Annotated in this window: 11 protein-coding genes; 7 read left to right on the plus strand and 4 right to left on the minus strand. The window is 74.9% G+C overall.

Features of this window, described 5'->3' with window-relative positions; translation table 11 throughout:
* Positions 1-57 precede the first annotated feature (57 nt).
* Both ACF9IK_RS20480 and ACF9IK_RS20485 read left to right on the plus strand, forming a co-directional pair.
* Positions 58-1,446: a DUF1254 domain-containing protein gene (locus ACF9IK_RS20480; RefSeq protein ID WP_395295626.1), complete on the plus strand. Its 1,389-nt coding sequence runs from the start codon at positions 58-60 to the stop codon at positions 1,444-1,446.
* A 76-nt stretch (positions 1,447-1,522) separates the two neighbouring features.
* Complete coding sequence (locus ACF9IK_RS20485) at positions 1,523-2,857, plus strand: DUF1254 domain-containing protein (protein ID WP_395295627.1); 1,335 nt, start codon at positions 1,523-1,525, stop codon at positions 2,855-2,857.
* Between the two features lie 93 nt (positions 2,858-2,950).
* On the opposite strand, the gene ACF9IK_RS20490 is transcribed toward ACF9IK_RS20485, so the two are convergent.
* Positions 2,951-4,996, minus strand: a complete 2,046-nt coding sequence (locus ACF9IK_RS20490) for a BACON domain-containing protein (RefSeq protein WP_395295628.1) — start codon at positions 4,994-4,996, stop codon at positions 2,951-2,953.
* 231 nt (positions 4,997-5,227) lie between these two features.
* On the opposite strand from ACF9IK_RS20490, the gene radA reads away from it, so the two are divergent.
* The gene (gene radA / locus ACF9IK_RS20495) at positions 5,228-6,736 is read left to right on the plus strand and encodes a DNA repair protein RadA (RefSeq protein WP_395295629.1); all 1,509 of its coding nucleotides are present in this window, start codon (positions 5,228-5,230) and stop codon (positions 6,734-6,736) included.
* Between the two features lie 139 nt (positions 6,737-6,875).
* A complete protein-coding gene (gene disA / locus ACF9IK_RS20500; RefSeq protein ID WP_395295630.1) occupies positions 6,876-7,982 on the plus strand; it encodes a DNA integrity scanning diadenylate cyclase DisA in 1,107 nt (368 codons plus the stop codon).
* A 213-nt stretch (positions 7,983-8,195) separates the two neighbouring features.
* On the opposite strand, the gene ACF9IK_RS20505 is transcribed toward disA, so the two are convergent.
* Positions 8,196-9,104 (minus strand): hypothetical protein, encoded by a 909-nt coding sequence (locus ACF9IK_RS20505; RefSeq protein ID WP_395295631.1) that lies wholly within the window; start codon positions 9,102-9,104, stop codon positions 8,196-8,198.
* 181 nt (positions 9,105-9,285) lie between these two features.
* Here ACF9IK_RS20505 and ACF9IK_RS20510 point away from each other — a divergent pair, with 181 nt between their 5' ends.
* Positions 9,286-10,248, plus strand: coding sequence for an A/G-specific adenine glycosylase (locus tag ACF9IK_RS20510; RefSeq protein WP_395295632.1), 963 nt, complete (start codon positions 9,286-9,288; stop codon positions 10,246-10,248).
* Positions 10,249-10,433: 185 nt separating this feature from the next.
* On the opposite strand, the gene ACF9IK_RS20515 is transcribed toward ACF9IK_RS20510, so the two are convergent.
* Positions 10,434-12,050, minus strand: a complete 1,617-nt coding sequence (locus ACF9IK_RS20515; protein ID WP_395295633.1) for an MDR family MFS transporter — start codon at positions 12,048-12,050, stop codon at positions 10,434-10,436.
* Between the two features lie 229 nt (positions 12,051-12,279).
* On the opposite strand from ACF9IK_RS20515, the gene ACF9IK_RS20520 reads away from it, so the two are divergent.
* Complete coding sequence (locus tag ACF9IK_RS20520; protein WP_395295634.1) at positions 12,280-12,909, plus strand: TetR/AcrR family transcriptional regulator; 630 nt, start codon at positions 12,280-12,282, stop codon at positions 12,907-12,909.
* 123 nt (positions 12,910-13,032) lie between these two features.
* On the opposite strand, the gene ACF9IK_RS20525 is transcribed toward ACF9IK_RS20520, so the two are convergent.
* On the minus strand, positions 13,033-13,971 hold the full coding sequence (locus ACF9IK_RS20525; RefSeq protein ID WP_395295635.1) for a M23 family metallopeptidase: 939 nt from the start codon (positions 13,969-13,971) through the stop codon (positions 13,033-13,035).
* A 417-nt stretch (positions 13,972-14,388) separates the two neighbouring features.
* Here ACF9IK_RS20525 and ACF9IK_RS20530 point away from each other — a divergent pair, with 417 nt between their 5' ends.
* Positions 14,389-15,555, plus strand: a complete 1,167-nt coding sequence (locus ACF9IK_RS20530; RefSeq protein ID WP_395295636.1) for a threonine aldolase family protein — start codon at positions 14,389-14,391, stop codon at positions 15,553-15,555.
* Positions 15,556-15,617: the final 62 nt, after the last annotated feature.

Genomic DNA, 15,617 nt, shown 5'->3' on the forward strand with positions numbered 1-15,617 from the left:
TGCGACCGATGTCTGCGAGCGAGGCTCGGGCATCCAGCCCCAGGGGAGTGCGTCAGCATGGTCAACCCGGCACTCGTGGACCCGGCCACCATCCGCGCGACCGCCGCCGAGGCCTGGGTCCGCGGCTATCCCGTCCTGCAGAACTACCGCACCCTCTATGCACAGGCTGTGGACGACGCCGACCCGAAGTACGCCGGCGGCTTCGGCGTCTTCCGGCACGAGCAGCGGCAGCCGTTCGCACCGGCCGGTGGCGACGTCGTCGCCCCGGACCTCGTCGCCCCGGACCTCGTCGCCCCGGAGGTCCCCGCCCCGGGTGTCCCCGCTCCGGACGAAGACACCCCCTGCTCCTGGGCCTGGCTGGACCTGCGGGCCGAGCCCTGGGTGGTGTCCGTCCCCGCCGCGGACCGCTACTACGTCCTCCCGGTGCACGAACTCGACACCGTGTATGCGGGGTTCATCGGTGCCCGGGCCACCGGTCAGGAGGCCGGCGACCACCTGGTGGCGGGTCCCGGCTGGCAGGGGGAGGTCCCGGCGGGCATCACCGGCGTCATTCGCACCGCGAGCGAGCTGGTCGGCATCGTCGGCCGCACCCACCTGGCCGACACCTCGCCGGCGGCGGTCTCGGAGCTGAGGGCGATCCAGCAGCAGTACCGGCTGCGCCCGCTGCACGAGTACGCCGGCACCCCCGCGCCGGAGCCGGCCCCGCACCCGGTCTGGCCGGTCTGGCGCGACGAGGTGCTGGACACCATCGAGTTCTTCTCCTTCCTGGACTTCCTGCTCGGCTTCTTCCCGGCCCTCCCCGCCGAGGCCGACCTGCGCGGCCGCCTCACCGACCTCGGTGTCGACGGTCGCGGCGAGTTCGAGCCGGCCGCCCTGCCGATCCAGGTCCGCGCCGAGATCGAGCACGGCATCGCCGACGGCCGCGCCGAACTGGAGCGGGCCGCCGAGCGGGCCGCCGACTCGTCCGGCCTCTTCGGCACCCGCGACCGGCTCGGCACCGCCTACCTGAAACAGGCGGTCGGCGCGGTGAAGGGGCTGTACGGGCTGCCCGAGGAGGAGGTCTGGTACGGCGGCTGGACGGTCGACAGCGAGGGCAGCGGCCCGCCGAACGCCAGCGACCGCGACTACGTGCTGCGGTTCGCCCCGGACCGGTTGCCGCCCGCGCGGTTCTTCTGGTCGGTCACCATGTACGCGCTGCCGGGGCGCCGGCTGGTCGACAACACCCTCGACCGGTACACGATCGGCGACCTCACCCCCGGGCTGGTCCACGACCCGGACGGCGGCCTCACCCTCTACCTCCAGCACAAGCGGCCCGCCGACGCCCAGCACTCGGCCAACTGGCTGCCGGCGCCGGACGGGCCGTTCGCACCGGCCCTGCGGGTCTACGGCCCGGCCGCGCAGGTGCTGGACGGCCGCTGGACGCCACCCCCGCTCACGCCCCGCTGAGCCCGCCGCCCAGCCCCGCCCCGCGCCGGGGCGCCGCCCGCCGCCCACCCCCACCAGGACCCGAGAAGGACCCCCGATGACCCAGCCCGAGCTGGAGGCCCTGGCCGCCGACGCCTACGTCTACGGCTACCCCCTGGTCTCCGACCTCACCATGGTCGAGCGCTTCACCGGGGGCGGCATGGGCACCCTGCCGGCGGCTCCGTTCAACCGGCTGAGCCACGCCACCCGGCTGGCCGAGCCGGGCGACCCCTTCGTCTCCGTCAACAACGACAGCGTCTACTCGATCGCCCAGCTCGACCTCTCCGAGGGCCCGCAGGTGCTGCACGTCCCGGACGCCGCCGGGGCGTACTACGTGCTGCAGTTCGTCGACGCCTGGACCGACAACTTCGCCTACGTCGGCAGCCGGGCCACCGGCACCGCTGAGCAGACCTGGCTGATCGTCCCGCCGAACTGGCACGGCGACCCGCCGGACCCCGGCCGCGTCATCGTCTCGCCCACCACGATCGCCAGCATCGTCGGCCGCTTCGCCTGCACCGGCCCGGACGACCTGCCCCGGGTCCAGGCGCTCCAGGAGGCGCTGACGCTGAGCCCGCTGGAGCCCGGCGGGCTGGTCGCGGGGTTGCCCGAGCCGGATCCGGACGTCCCCGAGCGGCTGGCCTTCTTCGAACGGCTCCGGGTCTGGATGGCGGCCTTCCCGCCGGCCGGTCCGGACGTCGAGTACCAGCGGCGGTTCGCCCCGCTGGGCCTGCTCGATCCGGACCCCTCGCCCTTCCGGGCCGCCGCGCCCGAGTGGACCGCCGCCCTGCTCAAGGGGCTGGCGGCGGGCCGGGAGCGCGTCGAGGACGCCACCCGGCCGCCCGAGGACCACCCGGCCGGCGAGTGGCGGTCGGGGCTGCACCTCTTTGACTTCAACACCGACTACCTGGGCCCCGGCACGATCGACGACCCCGAGTGGCGCATCCCCGACCGCCGGGCCGCTTACCTCAGCCGGGCCGCCGCCGCCCGCGCCGGGCTCTGGGGCAACCACGCGTACGAGGCGGTGTTCGCGATGACCTACGACGACGCCGACGGCCGCCCGCTGAGCGGTGCCCACGCGTACACGCTGCGCTTCGACGAGCCCCCGCCGGCCGAGGCCTTCTGGTCCCTCACCATGTACGGCCTGCCGGACTACTACCTGGTCGCCAACCCGATCGAGCGCTACGCGATCGGGGACCGCACCCCCGGCCTGGTGTACGGCGACGACGGCTCGCTGACCCTCCTGCTCCAGCACGAGCCGCCCGCCGACCCGGCCGCGGCGGCGAACTGGCTGCCCACCCCGGAAGGCGGCTTCCGTCCGATCATCCGGCTCTACCAGCCGAAAGAGGCCGTGCTCGACGGCACCTACCGCGTGCCGCCGATCCGCCGGCTCTGACCGCGGTCTTCGGTCCTTCACCCCCACCCCCCAGCACGCGGCACCGACCTCGGCCGCCGGTACGCCACCGGCGCTCCCGTGCCCGGCCAGGCCTCAGCGCGACGGTGCCGGCGCACCGGAGGCGCCCGCCGGGGCCGACGCCGGCGCAGACCTCGGCGGGGACGCCGACGCTCCCGGGGCGGACGGCGCCCCGGACGGTCCCGGCGAGGCCGAAGAGGCGCTCGGACTCGGCGCCGGCGACGACGGCGCGGCCGTGGGCGACGCCGGTCCGCCCGTCGGTGCAGGCGAGCCGGGCGAGCCGGGCGAAGCGGTGGAGCCGGGCGTGGGCGAGTCGGACGGCCCCGCCGTCGGTCCACCTCCGCCGGGCGAGCCGCCGGTCGGCCCCCCGCCGGCCGGGGTGCCCGGCGGGGTCCCGCCGGGTGACGGCCGGCCCGACTCCGTCGGGCTCTCGGTCGGCTCGACCGGCGTCGCACCGCCACGGCGGTGCGGGCCGCCCTCCAGGGTGACCACCGCCTGTGAGGGCGGCAGCGCGATCCGGGCGGTCCACGGCGTGGTCGGCGCGAGGTCGTCGTCGACGCTGACGATGACGGTGATCCGCTGGCCCGGCGCGAGCGTCCCGGCGTCCCGGCTGAGGCGGAGCCAGGCGGCGTCCGCCACCGCGTGCCAGCGGATCTCCGTGGTGCCGGAGTTGGTGAGGGTGAGCACGGTCCGGTTGCCGTACTCGCCGGCCTCGACGGTCAGCAGCCCGGCCGGGGCCGGGGTGTCCGGGCCCCGCCCGGAGCCGGCGCCTCCGCCCGGTCCGGTTGCGGGGGCCGGCGCCGCGACCAGGGTGGGACTGCCGAGCGGGGTCGCGCCGTGCACGGGCACCGGGACGGCCGGCCCCAGCAACCCAGGCAGCAACGTTTCTTCATTCGCCGGCCCGGCCCAGGCCAGCTCCAGCCCGGGCACCGGCCCGCCGTCCCCCTCTCCGCCGGCGCCCGGCCCGTTCGGACCCACCGGCCCGCCCGGACCGGGCCCGCCGTCCGGTCGGTGTCCGGCGGACCGCCCGTCGTCATCGACCCGGACCGTGGAGACCGCCGCGGCCGTGCCCGGACCGCCGCCGCCCCGGTGCCCGGCCCAGAGCGCGACCACCGGCGCGGCCAGGACCGCCGCGAGCACCCCCGTGGTCACCACCCGCCGCCGCACCGCGAGCCCGCGGCCCGCGTCGGGCGCGCGGTGACGCGGGAACCCGCTCTGGTCGAACCGCAGGCACGGCTCGACCACCGGTACCGGACCGGCCGCGCGCCGCCCCGTCGGTGCCCCGGCCGCGTGCGGCAGGAAGTGCACGCTGCCGGTGCCCCCGTTCCCGGCCCCGGCCGACGGCGGCGCGGGCGCGGTCGGCGCGCTGAGCACCGGGAGCCCGGAGAGGCCGACGGTGCCCGCCGACACCTCGTCGGCCACCCGCTCGGCGGTGCCCCGACAGGTCGGGCAGTCGACCACGTGCCGCACCAGCTCGCGGCGCAGGGCCGGGCCGAGCACCCAGTCCCGCCAGCTCTCCGCGCCGGCCCCGCCGAGCCGGTCCAGCTCGGGGCAGCTGCCGACGCCGAGCACCAGCAGCGCCGCCCTGGTCCGGCCGACCTCGGCCTCCGCCGAGGCGAGCAGCGCCCGGACGGCGTCGAACGGGAGGCCCAGCACGGCGGCCACCTCGATCGGGGTCAGCCGGTGGCGCACCGACAGCTCCAGCGCCTCGCGCTGCTCGGGGCCGGTGCCGGCCGCCTCGGGCCACGCGAGCGAGGCCAGTTCACGCCGCCGCCGCGCGGCCTCCGTCTCGGACACGCCGCCCCGGGCCGCGACCGCCGCACCCCCGGCCGTCGCACCCCCGACCCCGGCCACCCCGGCCGGGCCCGCTCCGCTGCCGGCGCCGTCCTCCAGACGGCGGAGGCAGCAGTAGCGCGCCAGCGAGTACAGCCAGGCCCGCACCAGTCCGGGCTCGGCGAGCCGCGCCCCGTGCCGCACCGCCAGCTCACGGACCTCGCGCAGGGCGGCGGCGGCCGCGTCGTGCTCGCACAGCACCGAGAGGCAGTAGGTGAACAGCCCGTCCACCTGCCGGTCGTACGCCGCGAGCACGGGGCCGTGCGGCGCTTCAGCCTTCGTCGTCACGTGTCCGACGGTAGAGAGCGGGGACGCGGGATCCGGGCTGTTCCCTGCTGTTGTACTTCTTTCGGGTAACAACATCGCCCGTTCGTTCACCGGCGGACCCCGCCGCCGCTGACGCCGCCGCCGCTGACGCCGCCGCCGCTGACGCCGCCGGGCCGCCGCCTGCCCAGAGCACCGCCGGTCCTCGGCCGTCGCGGCGCCCGCGTTGTCGTACCCAGGCGCTACGGTGACCGCATGGCTGCCCGTTCCAAGACCACCGCCAAGCCGCGCCCGGCGTACCGCTGCACCGAGTGCGGCAACCAGCTGCCCAAATGGGTCGGCCGCTGCCCCGAGTGCAACGCCTGGGGCACCGTCGAGGAGTACGGCGCGGTGCCGATCCGGACGACGGCCGCCGGGCCGGTCAGCGCGCCGGCCCGCCCGATCGCGCAGGTCGACGGCCAGGTGGCGACGGCCCGCTCCACCGGCGTGCCCGAGCTGGACCGGGTGCTCGGCGGCGGTCTGGTCCCCGGCGCCGTGGTGCTGCTGGCCGGCGAGCCGGGCGTCGGCAAGTCCACCCTGCTGCTCGACGTCGCGGCCAAGGCGGCCAGCGCGCAGCACCGCACGCTCTACGTCACCGGCGAGGAGTCGGCGGGGCAGGTCCGGCTGCGCGCGGACCGGATCAACGCGCTCTCCGAGCACCTCTACCTGGCCGCGGAGTCCGACCTCGGGGCCGTCCTCGGCCACATCGAGGCGGTCAATCCCGGCCTGCTGATCCTGGACTCGGTGCAGACCATCGCCTCCGCCGAGCTGGACGGCGCCCCCGGCGGTCCGGCGCAGGTCCGCGAGGTGGCGAACGCGTTGATCCGGGCGTCCAAGGAGCGCGGCATGGCCACCCTGCTGGTCGGCCACGTCACCAAGGACGGCCAGATCGCCGGCCCGCGTCTGCTGGAGCACCTGGTGGACGTGGTGCTGAGCTTCGAGGGGGACCGGCACGCCCGGCTGCGGCTCATCCGCGGGGTCAAGAACCGGTACGGCGCCACCGACGAGGTGGGCTGCTTCGAGCTGCACGACGAGGGCATCGCCGGTCTGGCGGACCCGTCCGGCCTCTTCCTGACCAGGCGTGACAAGCCCGTTCCGGGCACCTGCCTGACCGTCACCCTGGAGGGCAAGCGCCCGCTGGTCGCCGAGGTGCAGGCGCTGATGGTGGACTCGCAGATCCCGTCCCCGCGCCGGACGACCTCCGGTCTGGAGTCGCCCCGGATCGCGATGATCCTGGCCGTGGTCGAGCGGCACGGCGGGGTCAAGCTCGGCAAGCAGGACATCTACACCGCGACGGTCGGCGGGGTGAAGCTGAGCGAGCCCTCGGCCGACCTCGCGGTCGCCCTCGCCGTGGCCAGCTCCTCCTCCGACACCCCGCTGCCGAGCAACCTGGTGGCGATCGGCGAGGTCGGCCTGGCGGGCGAGGTCCGGCGGGTGACGGGTGTGCAGCGGCGGCTGACCGAGGCGCACCGGCTGGGCTTCACCCACGCGCTGGTCCCGCCGGACCCGGGCAAGGTGCCGGCCGGCATGAAGGTGGTCGAGGTGGCGGACATCGGAGAGGCACTGCGGGCCATCCCGGGCCGTCGCCGTCCCGCGAAGCCGCGGAGTGAGGCCGCGTCGGCGCCGCCCACCCCGCGCCGGGCCGCCGCGCCGGCCCCCGTCGCCGCCTACCCGGAGGAGCTGATGGAGGGGTGGGAGCCGCTCGACTCCGACGAACTGCGCTGACCCAAGCCCTGTCGATGCCGGTCGCAGTTAGACTTCCCCTGTCTCATTGGTGATAGGGCAGTACTAAGCGACAGAGCAACAGACCGTAGGCCGGCGCACCGCGTGAGGCGCGCGGTACGGGGTCGACCGGAGGAGTCACGTGGCAGCCAGCGACCGGGCGGACAAGTCCTCCCGCGAGGAGGCCCTGCTGCGGGCCTCCCTCACCGCCATCGCCCCCGGCACGGGGCTGCGTGACGGCCTGGAACGGGTGCTGCGGGCCAACACCGGCGGTCTGATCGTGCTCGGGTTCGACAAGACGGTCGAGTCGATCTGCACCGGCGGCTTCGTCCTGGACGTGGAGTTCACCGCGACCAGGCTGCGCGAGCTGTGCAAGCTCGACGGCGCCGTCGTGCTGGACAAGGACATCACCAAGATCGTCCGGGCCGGGGTCCACCTGATGCCGGACTCGACCATCCCCACCGACGAGACCGGCACCCGCCACCGCACCGCGGAGCGGGTCAACCGGCAGACCGGTTTCCCGGTGGTGGCGGTCTCGCACTCGATGCGGCTGATCGCGATGTACGTCAACGGCACCCGCCGGGTGCTGGAGGACTCCACCACCGTCCTCTCCCGGGCCAACCAGGCGCTGGCCACCCTGGAGCGCTACAAGCTCCGCCTGGACGAGGTGGCCGGCACGCTCTCCGCGCTGGAGATCGAGGACCTGGTGACGGTCCGGGACGTCACCGCGGTGGCGCAGCGGCTGGAGATGGTCCGGCTGATCGCCACCGAGATCGCCGGCTACGTGCTGGAGCTCGGGATCGACGGCCGACTGCTCTCGCTGCAGCTGGACGAGCTGATCGCGGGCGTGGAGCCGGAGCGCGAGCTGGTCGCCCGGGACTACTTCCCGGAGCGGGCCGCGAAGAAGGGCCGGACGGTCGCCGAGGTGCTGGCGGACCTGGAGGCGCTGACCCACGCCGAGCTGCTGGACCTGCAGACCGTCGCCAAGGCACTCGGCTACTCGGGCACGCCGGAGTCGCTGGATTCGGCGGTCTCGCCGCGCGGCTACCGGCTGCTGGCCAAGATCCCGCGGCTGCCCAACACGGTGATAGAGCGGCTGGTCGAGCACTTCGGCGGCCTGCAGAAGCTGCTGGCGGCCAGCATCGACGATCTGCAGACGGTCGAGGGCGTCGGCGAGACCAGGGCCCGCTCGGTCCGCGAGGGTCTCTCCCGCCTCGCCGAATCGTCCATCCTGGAGCGGTACGTCTGACGTCGGCGCCGGGAGCGCCCGGTGCCGACGAGCACCTGCCGGGACGGCCCCGGGGATCCACGGATCCCCGGGGCCGTCCGCCTTCCCGGGTCCGGGACCTCGTCGCTCGCGCCACCGGGCCGGGCCCGCCCGGAGAACGCCGACGCCCCGGCGCGGGAACCGGCCGGGGCGAACGGGACGACGAGGTGCGGTGCGGCCGGGGCTGAGGAGCGGTCAGCTCTCCAGGCGGATCGAGGAGCGTGCCGAGGCCTGGCCCCCGGAGAGGCCGGTGAGCTCGGCGACCACAAGGTAGTTCCCGGCGGGCGCGGGGGCCGGGTCGGCGGTGGCGCACTGCGGCTTGCTGCGGACGCGGTCCCAGGTGAAGGTCTCGGTCAGGCTGCCGTTCGCCGGGATCTGCACCCAGCTGCTGCCCCGGTCCTGCGGGCAGTCGCCGGAGGACCAGACGCGGTCGCCGTTGCTCGCCGTCACGGTGATGGCGGAGGCCGTGCGGCCGAGGTCCACCCGGCAGTTGGTGCCGGAGGCGTTGTGCACGGTCAGCGCCAGCTTCGGCTTGTCCTTGGGCTGGTAGGCGTTCTGGGCGCCGGCCAGCTCCAGCGTCACCTGGGAGGAGACGCAGACCGGCAGCGCCATCACCTCGGAGGTGTTCACGGGGGGAGTCCCGGCGGTGCCACCGGCACCGCCGCCCGTGCCGCCGGCGGCCCCGCCGGCACCGCCCGCCGCCGCGCCGCCTGCCGCTGTGCCGCCGGCCGCCGCACCGCCACCGGTGGTCGCCGGGTTGGCGCCACCGCCGGTGGTGCCGCCGGTGCTGAGGCTGACGTCGCCGCCGCCGGAGCCGGAGACCGCCCCGCCGCCCGTGCTGCCGCCACCGCTCCCGCTGCTGCCGGGCCGCGAGTTGTTCGCGGGGCCGCTGGGCGAGGCGCCGGGCGTGATCGCCTGGGCGGGGGTCTGGGACGGCGCGGCCTGCGCGGCCTTGCCCGCCGATCCGTCGTCACCGCCGCCCTGATCGGACATCATCCAGTAGACCAGGGCGATGACCGCGGCGACGGCGACGGCGACGACGAGGCGTCGGCGCCAGTAGATCGAGGCCGGCAGCGGTCCGACGGGTTGACGGAGAGAGGGCACGCCCAAACTCTACGAGACAGTGTGTGCCCCTTGACGCACCAACACCGCACAGTCGCCCCTTCCTTCACATGATCCGCCGTTTGCGCCGTTCGGGCGAGGCCGATCGGGGGTTTTCGGGTGCGATGCGGACCTCTGGGTTCCGCTTCGGTCGGCCGGGTCGGCATGGGAGGATCGAAGGGCCATGGCTGCCACCACCGTCACCCCCGCCGTCCCCCGCCCCGCCGCCGCCGGCCCGGCCGGGGCGGACTCCGTCGCCGTCCCGCTCGCGCTGCCGCTGCCGGTGCTGCACTCGACCGTCCTCGGCTGGTACGAGGCCAACGCCCGCGACCTGCCCTGGCGGACCCCCGAGGCCACGCCCTGGGCGGTGATGGTGAGCGAGTTCATGCTCCAGCAGACCCCGGTGAAGCGGGTGCTGCCCGCCTGGGCGGCGTGGCTGGAGCGCTGGCCCACCCCGGCCGACCTGGCCGCCGAGGCGCCCGGTGAGGCGGTCCGGATGTGGGGGCGGCTGGGTTACCCGCGGCGCGCCCTGCGGCTGCACGCGGCCGCGGTGGCGATCACCGAGGAACACGGCGGCGGGGTTCCGGACGACCACGCGACGCTGCTCTCGCTGCCCGGCGTGGGCGAGTACACCGCGGCCGCCGTGGCGTCCTTCGCCTTCCGCCAGCGCCACGTGGTGCTGGACACCAACGTCCGCCGGGTCTTCGCCCGGGCGGTGACCGGGGTGGAGTACCCGGCGCAGGCCACCACGGCGGCCGAGCGCCGGACGGCGACCGCGCTGCTGCCCGCGGACGCCGAGACGGCCGCGACCTGGGCGGTCGCGGTGATGGAGCTGGGCGCGCTGGTCTGCACGGCCCGTGGGCCGGAGTGCGGCGACTGCCCGCTCTTCACCGCCTGCGTCTGGCAGCGGGCCGGCTGCCCGCCCTACGAGGGCCCGGCGCGGCGCGGCCAGTCGTACGAGGGCACCGACCGGCAGGTGCGCGGGAAGCTTCTCGCGGTGCTGCGGGCCGAGCACGGCACGGTGGAGCAGGCCCGGCTGGACGCCGTCTGGCCGGATCCGGTGCAGCGGGCCCGGGCGCTGGACGGTCTGGTCGCCGACGGCCTGGTGGAGCCCGTGGAGCAGGGCGTCTACCGGCTCCCGCAGTAGCCCGGATCCGGCGGCGGGGCGCCCACCCGGGCCCCGCACGGCACGGCGCTGCACGGCACGGCGCTGCACGGCACGGCGCAGCGCGGGCGCACCCCGGCAACCGTGACCGGCGGCCCCGTGACCGGAGACCCCGGAGAACGCGGATCCCCCCTCCCGAGGCGGAAGGGGGGATCTCCGGGCCGGCGTCAGATCGCGACGGCCTCGGCGTTGGGCTCGGCGGCCTTGCCGCCGTCGCCGTCCTTCGGCGGGGCACCGGCGCCCCGAAGCGGGACCTCGCGCATGAAGACCGCGGCGGCGACCGCGATCACGGCGACCGCGGCACCCCAGAGGAAGACGGTGTGCATGCCGTTGGCCACCGCGTGGTGGTAGGCGTCCTGGACCGGGGCGGGCAGCGCCCTGAGTGCGGCCGGGCTCAGCTGGCTCGGGTCGCCCTTGCCACCGCCGTTCGCGGCCGCCTCGCCGAGCCGCTCCTTCATGGTCTCGGTGACCCGGCTGTTGAACAGCGCGCCGAACAGCGCGACGCCGAACGAGCCGCCGATGGTGCGGAACAGGGTGGCGGTGGAGCTGGCCACGCCCATGTCCTTGATCTCGACGCTGTTCTGTGCGACCAGCATGGTGATCTGCATCAGGAAGCCCATGCCCGCACCGAGCACGACCATCCAGCAGGCGGAGGTGAAGCTGCTGGTCTCGGTGCCCATGGTGGAGAGCAGGACCATGCCGCCCGTCATCACGATCGTGCCGATGATCGGGTAGATCCGGTACTTGCCGGTCTTGGTCACCGCCTGGCCGACGGCCAGCGAGATGACCAGCATGCCGAACATCATCGGCATCAGCAGCAGGCCCGAGTTGGTGGCCGAGGCGCCCTGGACGGTCTGCTGGTAGAGCGGCAGGAAGACGGTCGCACCGAACATCACGAAGCCGACGATGAAGCCGATCAGTGAGACCAGGGTGAAGTTCAGGTTCCTGAACAGGTCGAGCGGGAGCATCGGCTCCTGGACCCGCTGCTCGACGTAGCAGAAGGCGATCAGGGTAGCGGCGGCCAGTGCGGCCAGGCCCAGGATCTGCTTGGAGCCCCAGGCGTACTCCTGGCCGCCCCAGGTGGTGATCAGGGTGAGCGCGGTGATGCCGGTGGTGAGCAGGATCGCGCCGACGTAGTCGATCCGGGCCTTGGTGGTGACCTTCGGCAGCTTCAGGGTGACGATCACGACGGCGAGCGCGACCACGCCGAGCGGCAGGTTGATGTAGAAGGTCCAGTGCCAGCTCAGGTGGTCGGTGATGAAGCCGCCGACCAGCGGGCCGCCGATGGTGGCGAGCGCCATCACCGCGGCGAACATGCCCTGGTACTTGCCGCGGTCGCGCGGCGGGACCAGCGCACCCATGATCGACATCACGCCGACCATCAGACCGCCGGCGCCCAGGCCCTGCAGCGCGCGGAAGCCGATCAGCTCGTTCATGTTCTGCGAGAGACCGGAGAGGGCCGAGCCCGCCAGGAAGATCACGATCGAGGTGAGGAAGGTGCCCTTGCGGCCGTAGAGGTCGCCGAGCTTGCCCCAGATCGGGGTGGAGGCGGCTGTGGCCAGCGTGTAGGAGGTCACCACCCAGGACAGGTGCTCGGCGCCGCCGAGGTCGCCGACGATCGTGGGCATCGCGGTGCCGACGATCAGGTTGTCGAGCATGGCCAGCAGCATGGTGACGACCAGGCCGATCATGACCAGGCGGATCTCGCGGGGGGAGCGGACGGGCTCCTCCTCCTCGGCGGCCTTCTTCTCCGGTGCCGGGTCGGCGGCCTTCGGTTGTGACATGGGGGGTGTCTCCCGGACTGGATCGGACGGTCGGGCTGGCCGCTTGCTCGGCCTACTTACTTGTCGCCCGGCTAGTTTTGTGGACCGTCGGCACGGTAAGTTGTCCACTAGCCGGTCGTCAAGCCAGTTTCTCCGACGGCCCCCCGGGCAGGGAGAATGTGGCCGGGGGGCGGGCATCGGAAGCGAGGCCCGGCCAACGCAGCACTCCGACCGACGCATGAGGCAGGCCATGGGTACGACGCACAACCCGCGCAGCGACACCCGGGCCCGCATCATCGCGGTCGCGCTGGAGCTGTTCTCCGAGCAGGGCTACGAGCAGACCTCGCTGCGCGAGATCGCCGACCGGCTCGGCGTGACCAAGGCGGCGCTGTACTACCACTTCAAGACCAAGGACGACATCGTCCACGGCATCGTCGAGGGCATGGCCGCGCCGATCGACGAGACCATCGCGTGGGGCCGGACGCAGCCCTGGTCGCCCGGACTGCGGGACGAGCTGATCCGGCGGTTCGCTGCCGGGATGTCCGAGCGGGCACCGCTGCTGCGCTTCTTCCACGAGAACCAGCCCGCGCTTCGCGACTCGCCCGCCGGGCTGGAGTTCCGCGATCGCATGATCGCGATGGTCCGCCTGGTGCACGGCCCGGACGCCACCTTCGAGGACCGGCTGCGTGCCGCGATGTCGCTGTTCACCATCAACTCGGCGCTCTTCCTGCTCAAGCAGGACACCACCGAGTGCGAGGCCGAGGGGCACACCGGCGGTGCCCCGGTGAAGGTGGCCACGCTGGAGGAGGCGATGGGGGCCGCCCAGCGGGTGGCGCTGGAGATCGGCGGTCTGATCGACCGCCCCGCGGCAGCCCTCTGACACCGGCCCACCCGCCGACACCCGCCGATACCCGCCGACATCCGGCGGGCCCCGACCGCCGCCGCGCACGCCGAAGGGCGGCCGGATCGGCGACCCGGCCGCCCCGAGGGCCCCTTGCGGTTCTCAGAACCCGGTGACCCCGTGCCCGGAGAGGTAGGCGATCGGGTTGATCACCGCGCCGTAGCGGTTGCTGGAGCGGATCTCGAAGTGCAGGTGGGGCCCGGTCGAGTTGCCGGTGCTCCCGGACCGGCCGATCTGCTCGGCCGCCGACACCTTCTCGCCCTTCGACACCGAGATCGACGACATGTGCGCGTACTGCGCGTACCGGCCGTCGGCGAGCCGGAGCACGACCTCCTTGCCGTAGGCGCCGTCCCAGCCGGCCGAGACCACGGTGGCGTTGCCGACGGCCAGCAGCGGGGTGCCCGGGGCGACCGCGAAGTCCACCCCGGTGTGGTAGCCGGCCGCGTACTCGGGGTTGGCCACGCCGTACGGGTTGCTGGTCGGCGCGCCCGGCACGGGCGCGGACCACTCGGGGGCGGGCGCCGGTTCGGGGGCGGGCTCCGGGGCCGGCGCGGGCTCCGGCGCGGGCGCGGGCTCCGGTTCGGCCGGCGGGGCCTGGTCCTGGGAGGCCGCCGGGGCGGCGGGCGGCTCGGCGGCCTGGAGGTTGGCGGCGACCGCCACGTACTCCTGGGCCGACTCCTGGTCGTGCGCCAGCTTGTACGGGCTCGGACCGGCCACCTGGACCACGCCCGCGACGGGCGCCGCGCCCTGCGGGGCGGTGAACACCGAGCTGCCGGGAGTCGTGGGTATGACCGTCTGCGCCGCGGCGCTGCCGGGGGCGGCGACCAGCAGGGCGCCGGACAGTATCACCGCGCTGGCGCCGACCGCGGTGGCGGCGCGGTGCCGGGTGGCCCGCAGCGGGCCCTCGGCCAGCGTGTGCCGCGGGGCGGTGAGTGCGCGCAGCGGGGCGGCGTGGGTGCGGACGGCGTGGCCGAGCCGGGGCTGCCAGGCCGCCGCCTGGGTCGCCGCGCGGGCGGCGAGGCGGCGAAGGGCCGGCCCCATGGGCGGGACGGAAGACATTGGGAGCTCAACCTCACGGACGTACGGGGACAGCACAACGAGCCCGTTCGGGCGTGCTGAGCGGGGGACCACTCAGGTGTAACCGTCACCGAGCGGAGTCCCAAACGGTGTGACCTACTACGGCGTGTAGTCAGCGTTGCGCCGAAGATTCAAGCTGACGGAGTAACGATCATTCGATCGGGTAGTCCGTTCGGGGTCGAGGGCTCCCCGAGGCCCTCCGCCGCCCCTACTACGGCCGCTCGTACCGCCCGCGGCTCCTGTGACCAGTGCCACCCGGCACCGGGGTTTGCGGCCCGTCCTGGCCCCGCGGAGCCGCCCCACGAGGCCCCTGGGCGAGCCGACGGCGCTCGCGGCGCCCGCACCGCTGACCGGAGGCCCCCGCTGCGGGACCATCGACGCATGTATCCCAACAGGAGCGAATCCACCGAGGGCGGCCGGGGCAGCAGCCTCCAGGACCGCCGCTACGCTGCGCTGCGCGGCTGCGAGCGGCTGCTCTCCGGCGCCCGGCCGCGGAGCATGCGCGAGCGGCTCGCCGACCTGGCCGAGGACGCCGGCGGCGTGTACGACCTGGACCGGCGGCCGGACATGTACGGCGACGGCGTGGTCCGCGCCCTGGAGCGCAGGGTCGCGGAGCTGCTCGGCACCGAGGACGCGGCCTTCTTCCCGACCGGCACCATGGCCCAGCAGGTCGCGCTGCGGATCCACGCCGAGGCGGCCGGCCTGTGGACGGTCGCGACGCACCCGCTGGGCCACACCGAGCAGTACGAGCGGCAGGCGCTCTCCGCGCTGAGCGGTCTGCGCAGCGTCTGGCCCACGGTCGCGCCCCGCCTGCCGACCGTGGCCGAGCTGCGCGCCTTCGACGAGCCGTACGCGGCGATGATCGTGGAGCTGCCGCTGCGCGAGGCCGGGTTCGTGCTGCCGTCCTGGGACGACCTGCTGGCGGTGGCCGCGGTGGTCCGGGAGGAACAGGGCGCCGCGCTGCACCTGGACGGGGCCCGGATCTGGGAGTCGGCGGTGCACTTCGGCCGCCCGCTGCCGGAGGTCGCCGCGCAGGCCGACTCGGTCTACGTCTCCTTCTACAAGACCCTGGGCGGGATCAGCGGCGCCGCGCTGGCCGGCCGGGAGGGCTTCGTCCGGACCGCCAAGGCCTGGCGGCACCGCTACGGCGGGCAGCTCTTCCAGCAGTGGCCCTCGGCGCTCTCCGCACTGGCCGGGCTGGACCGCGAACTGCCCCGGCTGACGGGGTACGTGACGCACGCCAAGGCGATCGCGGCGGTCCTCGCCGAGGGGTTCGCGGCGGTTCCGGGCGCTCGGGTCCACCCGGCCCCGCCGCACACCCACCAGTTCCGGCTCTGGCTCCCGTACACCCCGGAGGAGCTGGACACGGTGGGGCTGCGGCTGGTGGAGGAGACCGGGGCGGCGCTGTTCGGCGCCTGGCGGGAGCAGGGGCTGCCGGGACTGTCGATGACCGAGGTGACGGTGGCGGCCGACGCGCTGGAGTGGACGCAGGGGGACGTCGCGGAGGCGGTGGCGGCCTTCGTCGCGCTGCTGCCGGGCCGCGGGTAGGGCCGGCTCCGGGCTGCCGGGCTCCGGGCTGCCGGGCCGCCCGGAAAGGCGTCCGGCCCGCC

It is taken from the genome of Kitasatospora hibisci (genome assembly GCF_043950205.1).
In the GTDB taxonomy this organism is placed as follows: Bacteria; Actinomycetota; Actinomycetes; order Streptomycetales; family Streptomycetaceae; genus Kitasatospora; species Kitasatospora hibisci.

What these genes read in the sequence shown, in the direction of transcription:
- ACF9IK_RS20530 (WP_395295636.1), top strand. Translation starts at nt 14,389, where the DNA reads ATGTATCCCAACAGGAGCGAATCCACCGAGGGCGGCCGGGGCAGCAGC.
- ACF9IK_RS20480 (WP_395295626.1), top strand. Translation starts at nt 58, where the DNA reads ATGGTCAACCCGGCACTCGTGGACCCGGCCACCATCCGCGCGACCGCC.
- ACF9IK_RS20510 (WP_395295632.1), top strand. Translation starts at nt 9,286, where the DNA reads ATGGCTGCCACCACCGTCACCCCCGCCGTCCCCCGCCCCGCCGCCGCC.
- ACF9IK_RS20520 (WP_395295634.1), top strand. Translation starts at nt 12,280, where the DNA reads ATGGGTACGACGCACAACCCGCGCAGCGACACCCGGGCCCGCATCATC.
- ACF9IK_RS20525 (WP_395295635.1), bottom strand. Translation starts at nt 13,971, where the DNA reads ATGGGGCCGGCCCTTCGCCGCCTCGCCGCCCGCGCGGCGACCCAGGCG.
- radA (WP_395295629.1), top strand. Translation starts at nt 5,228, where the DNA reads ATGGCTGCCCGTTCCAAGACCACCGCCAAGCCGCGCCCGGCGTACCGC.
- ACF9IK_RS20515 (WP_395295633.1), bottom strand. Translation starts at nt 12,050, where the DNA reads ATGTCACAACCGAAGGCCGCCGACCCGGCACCGGAGAAGAAGGCCGCC.
- ACF9IK_RS20485 (WP_395295627.1), top strand. Translation starts at nt 1,523, where the DNA reads ATGACCCAGCCCGAGCTGGAGGCCCTGGCCGCCGACGCCTACGTCTAC.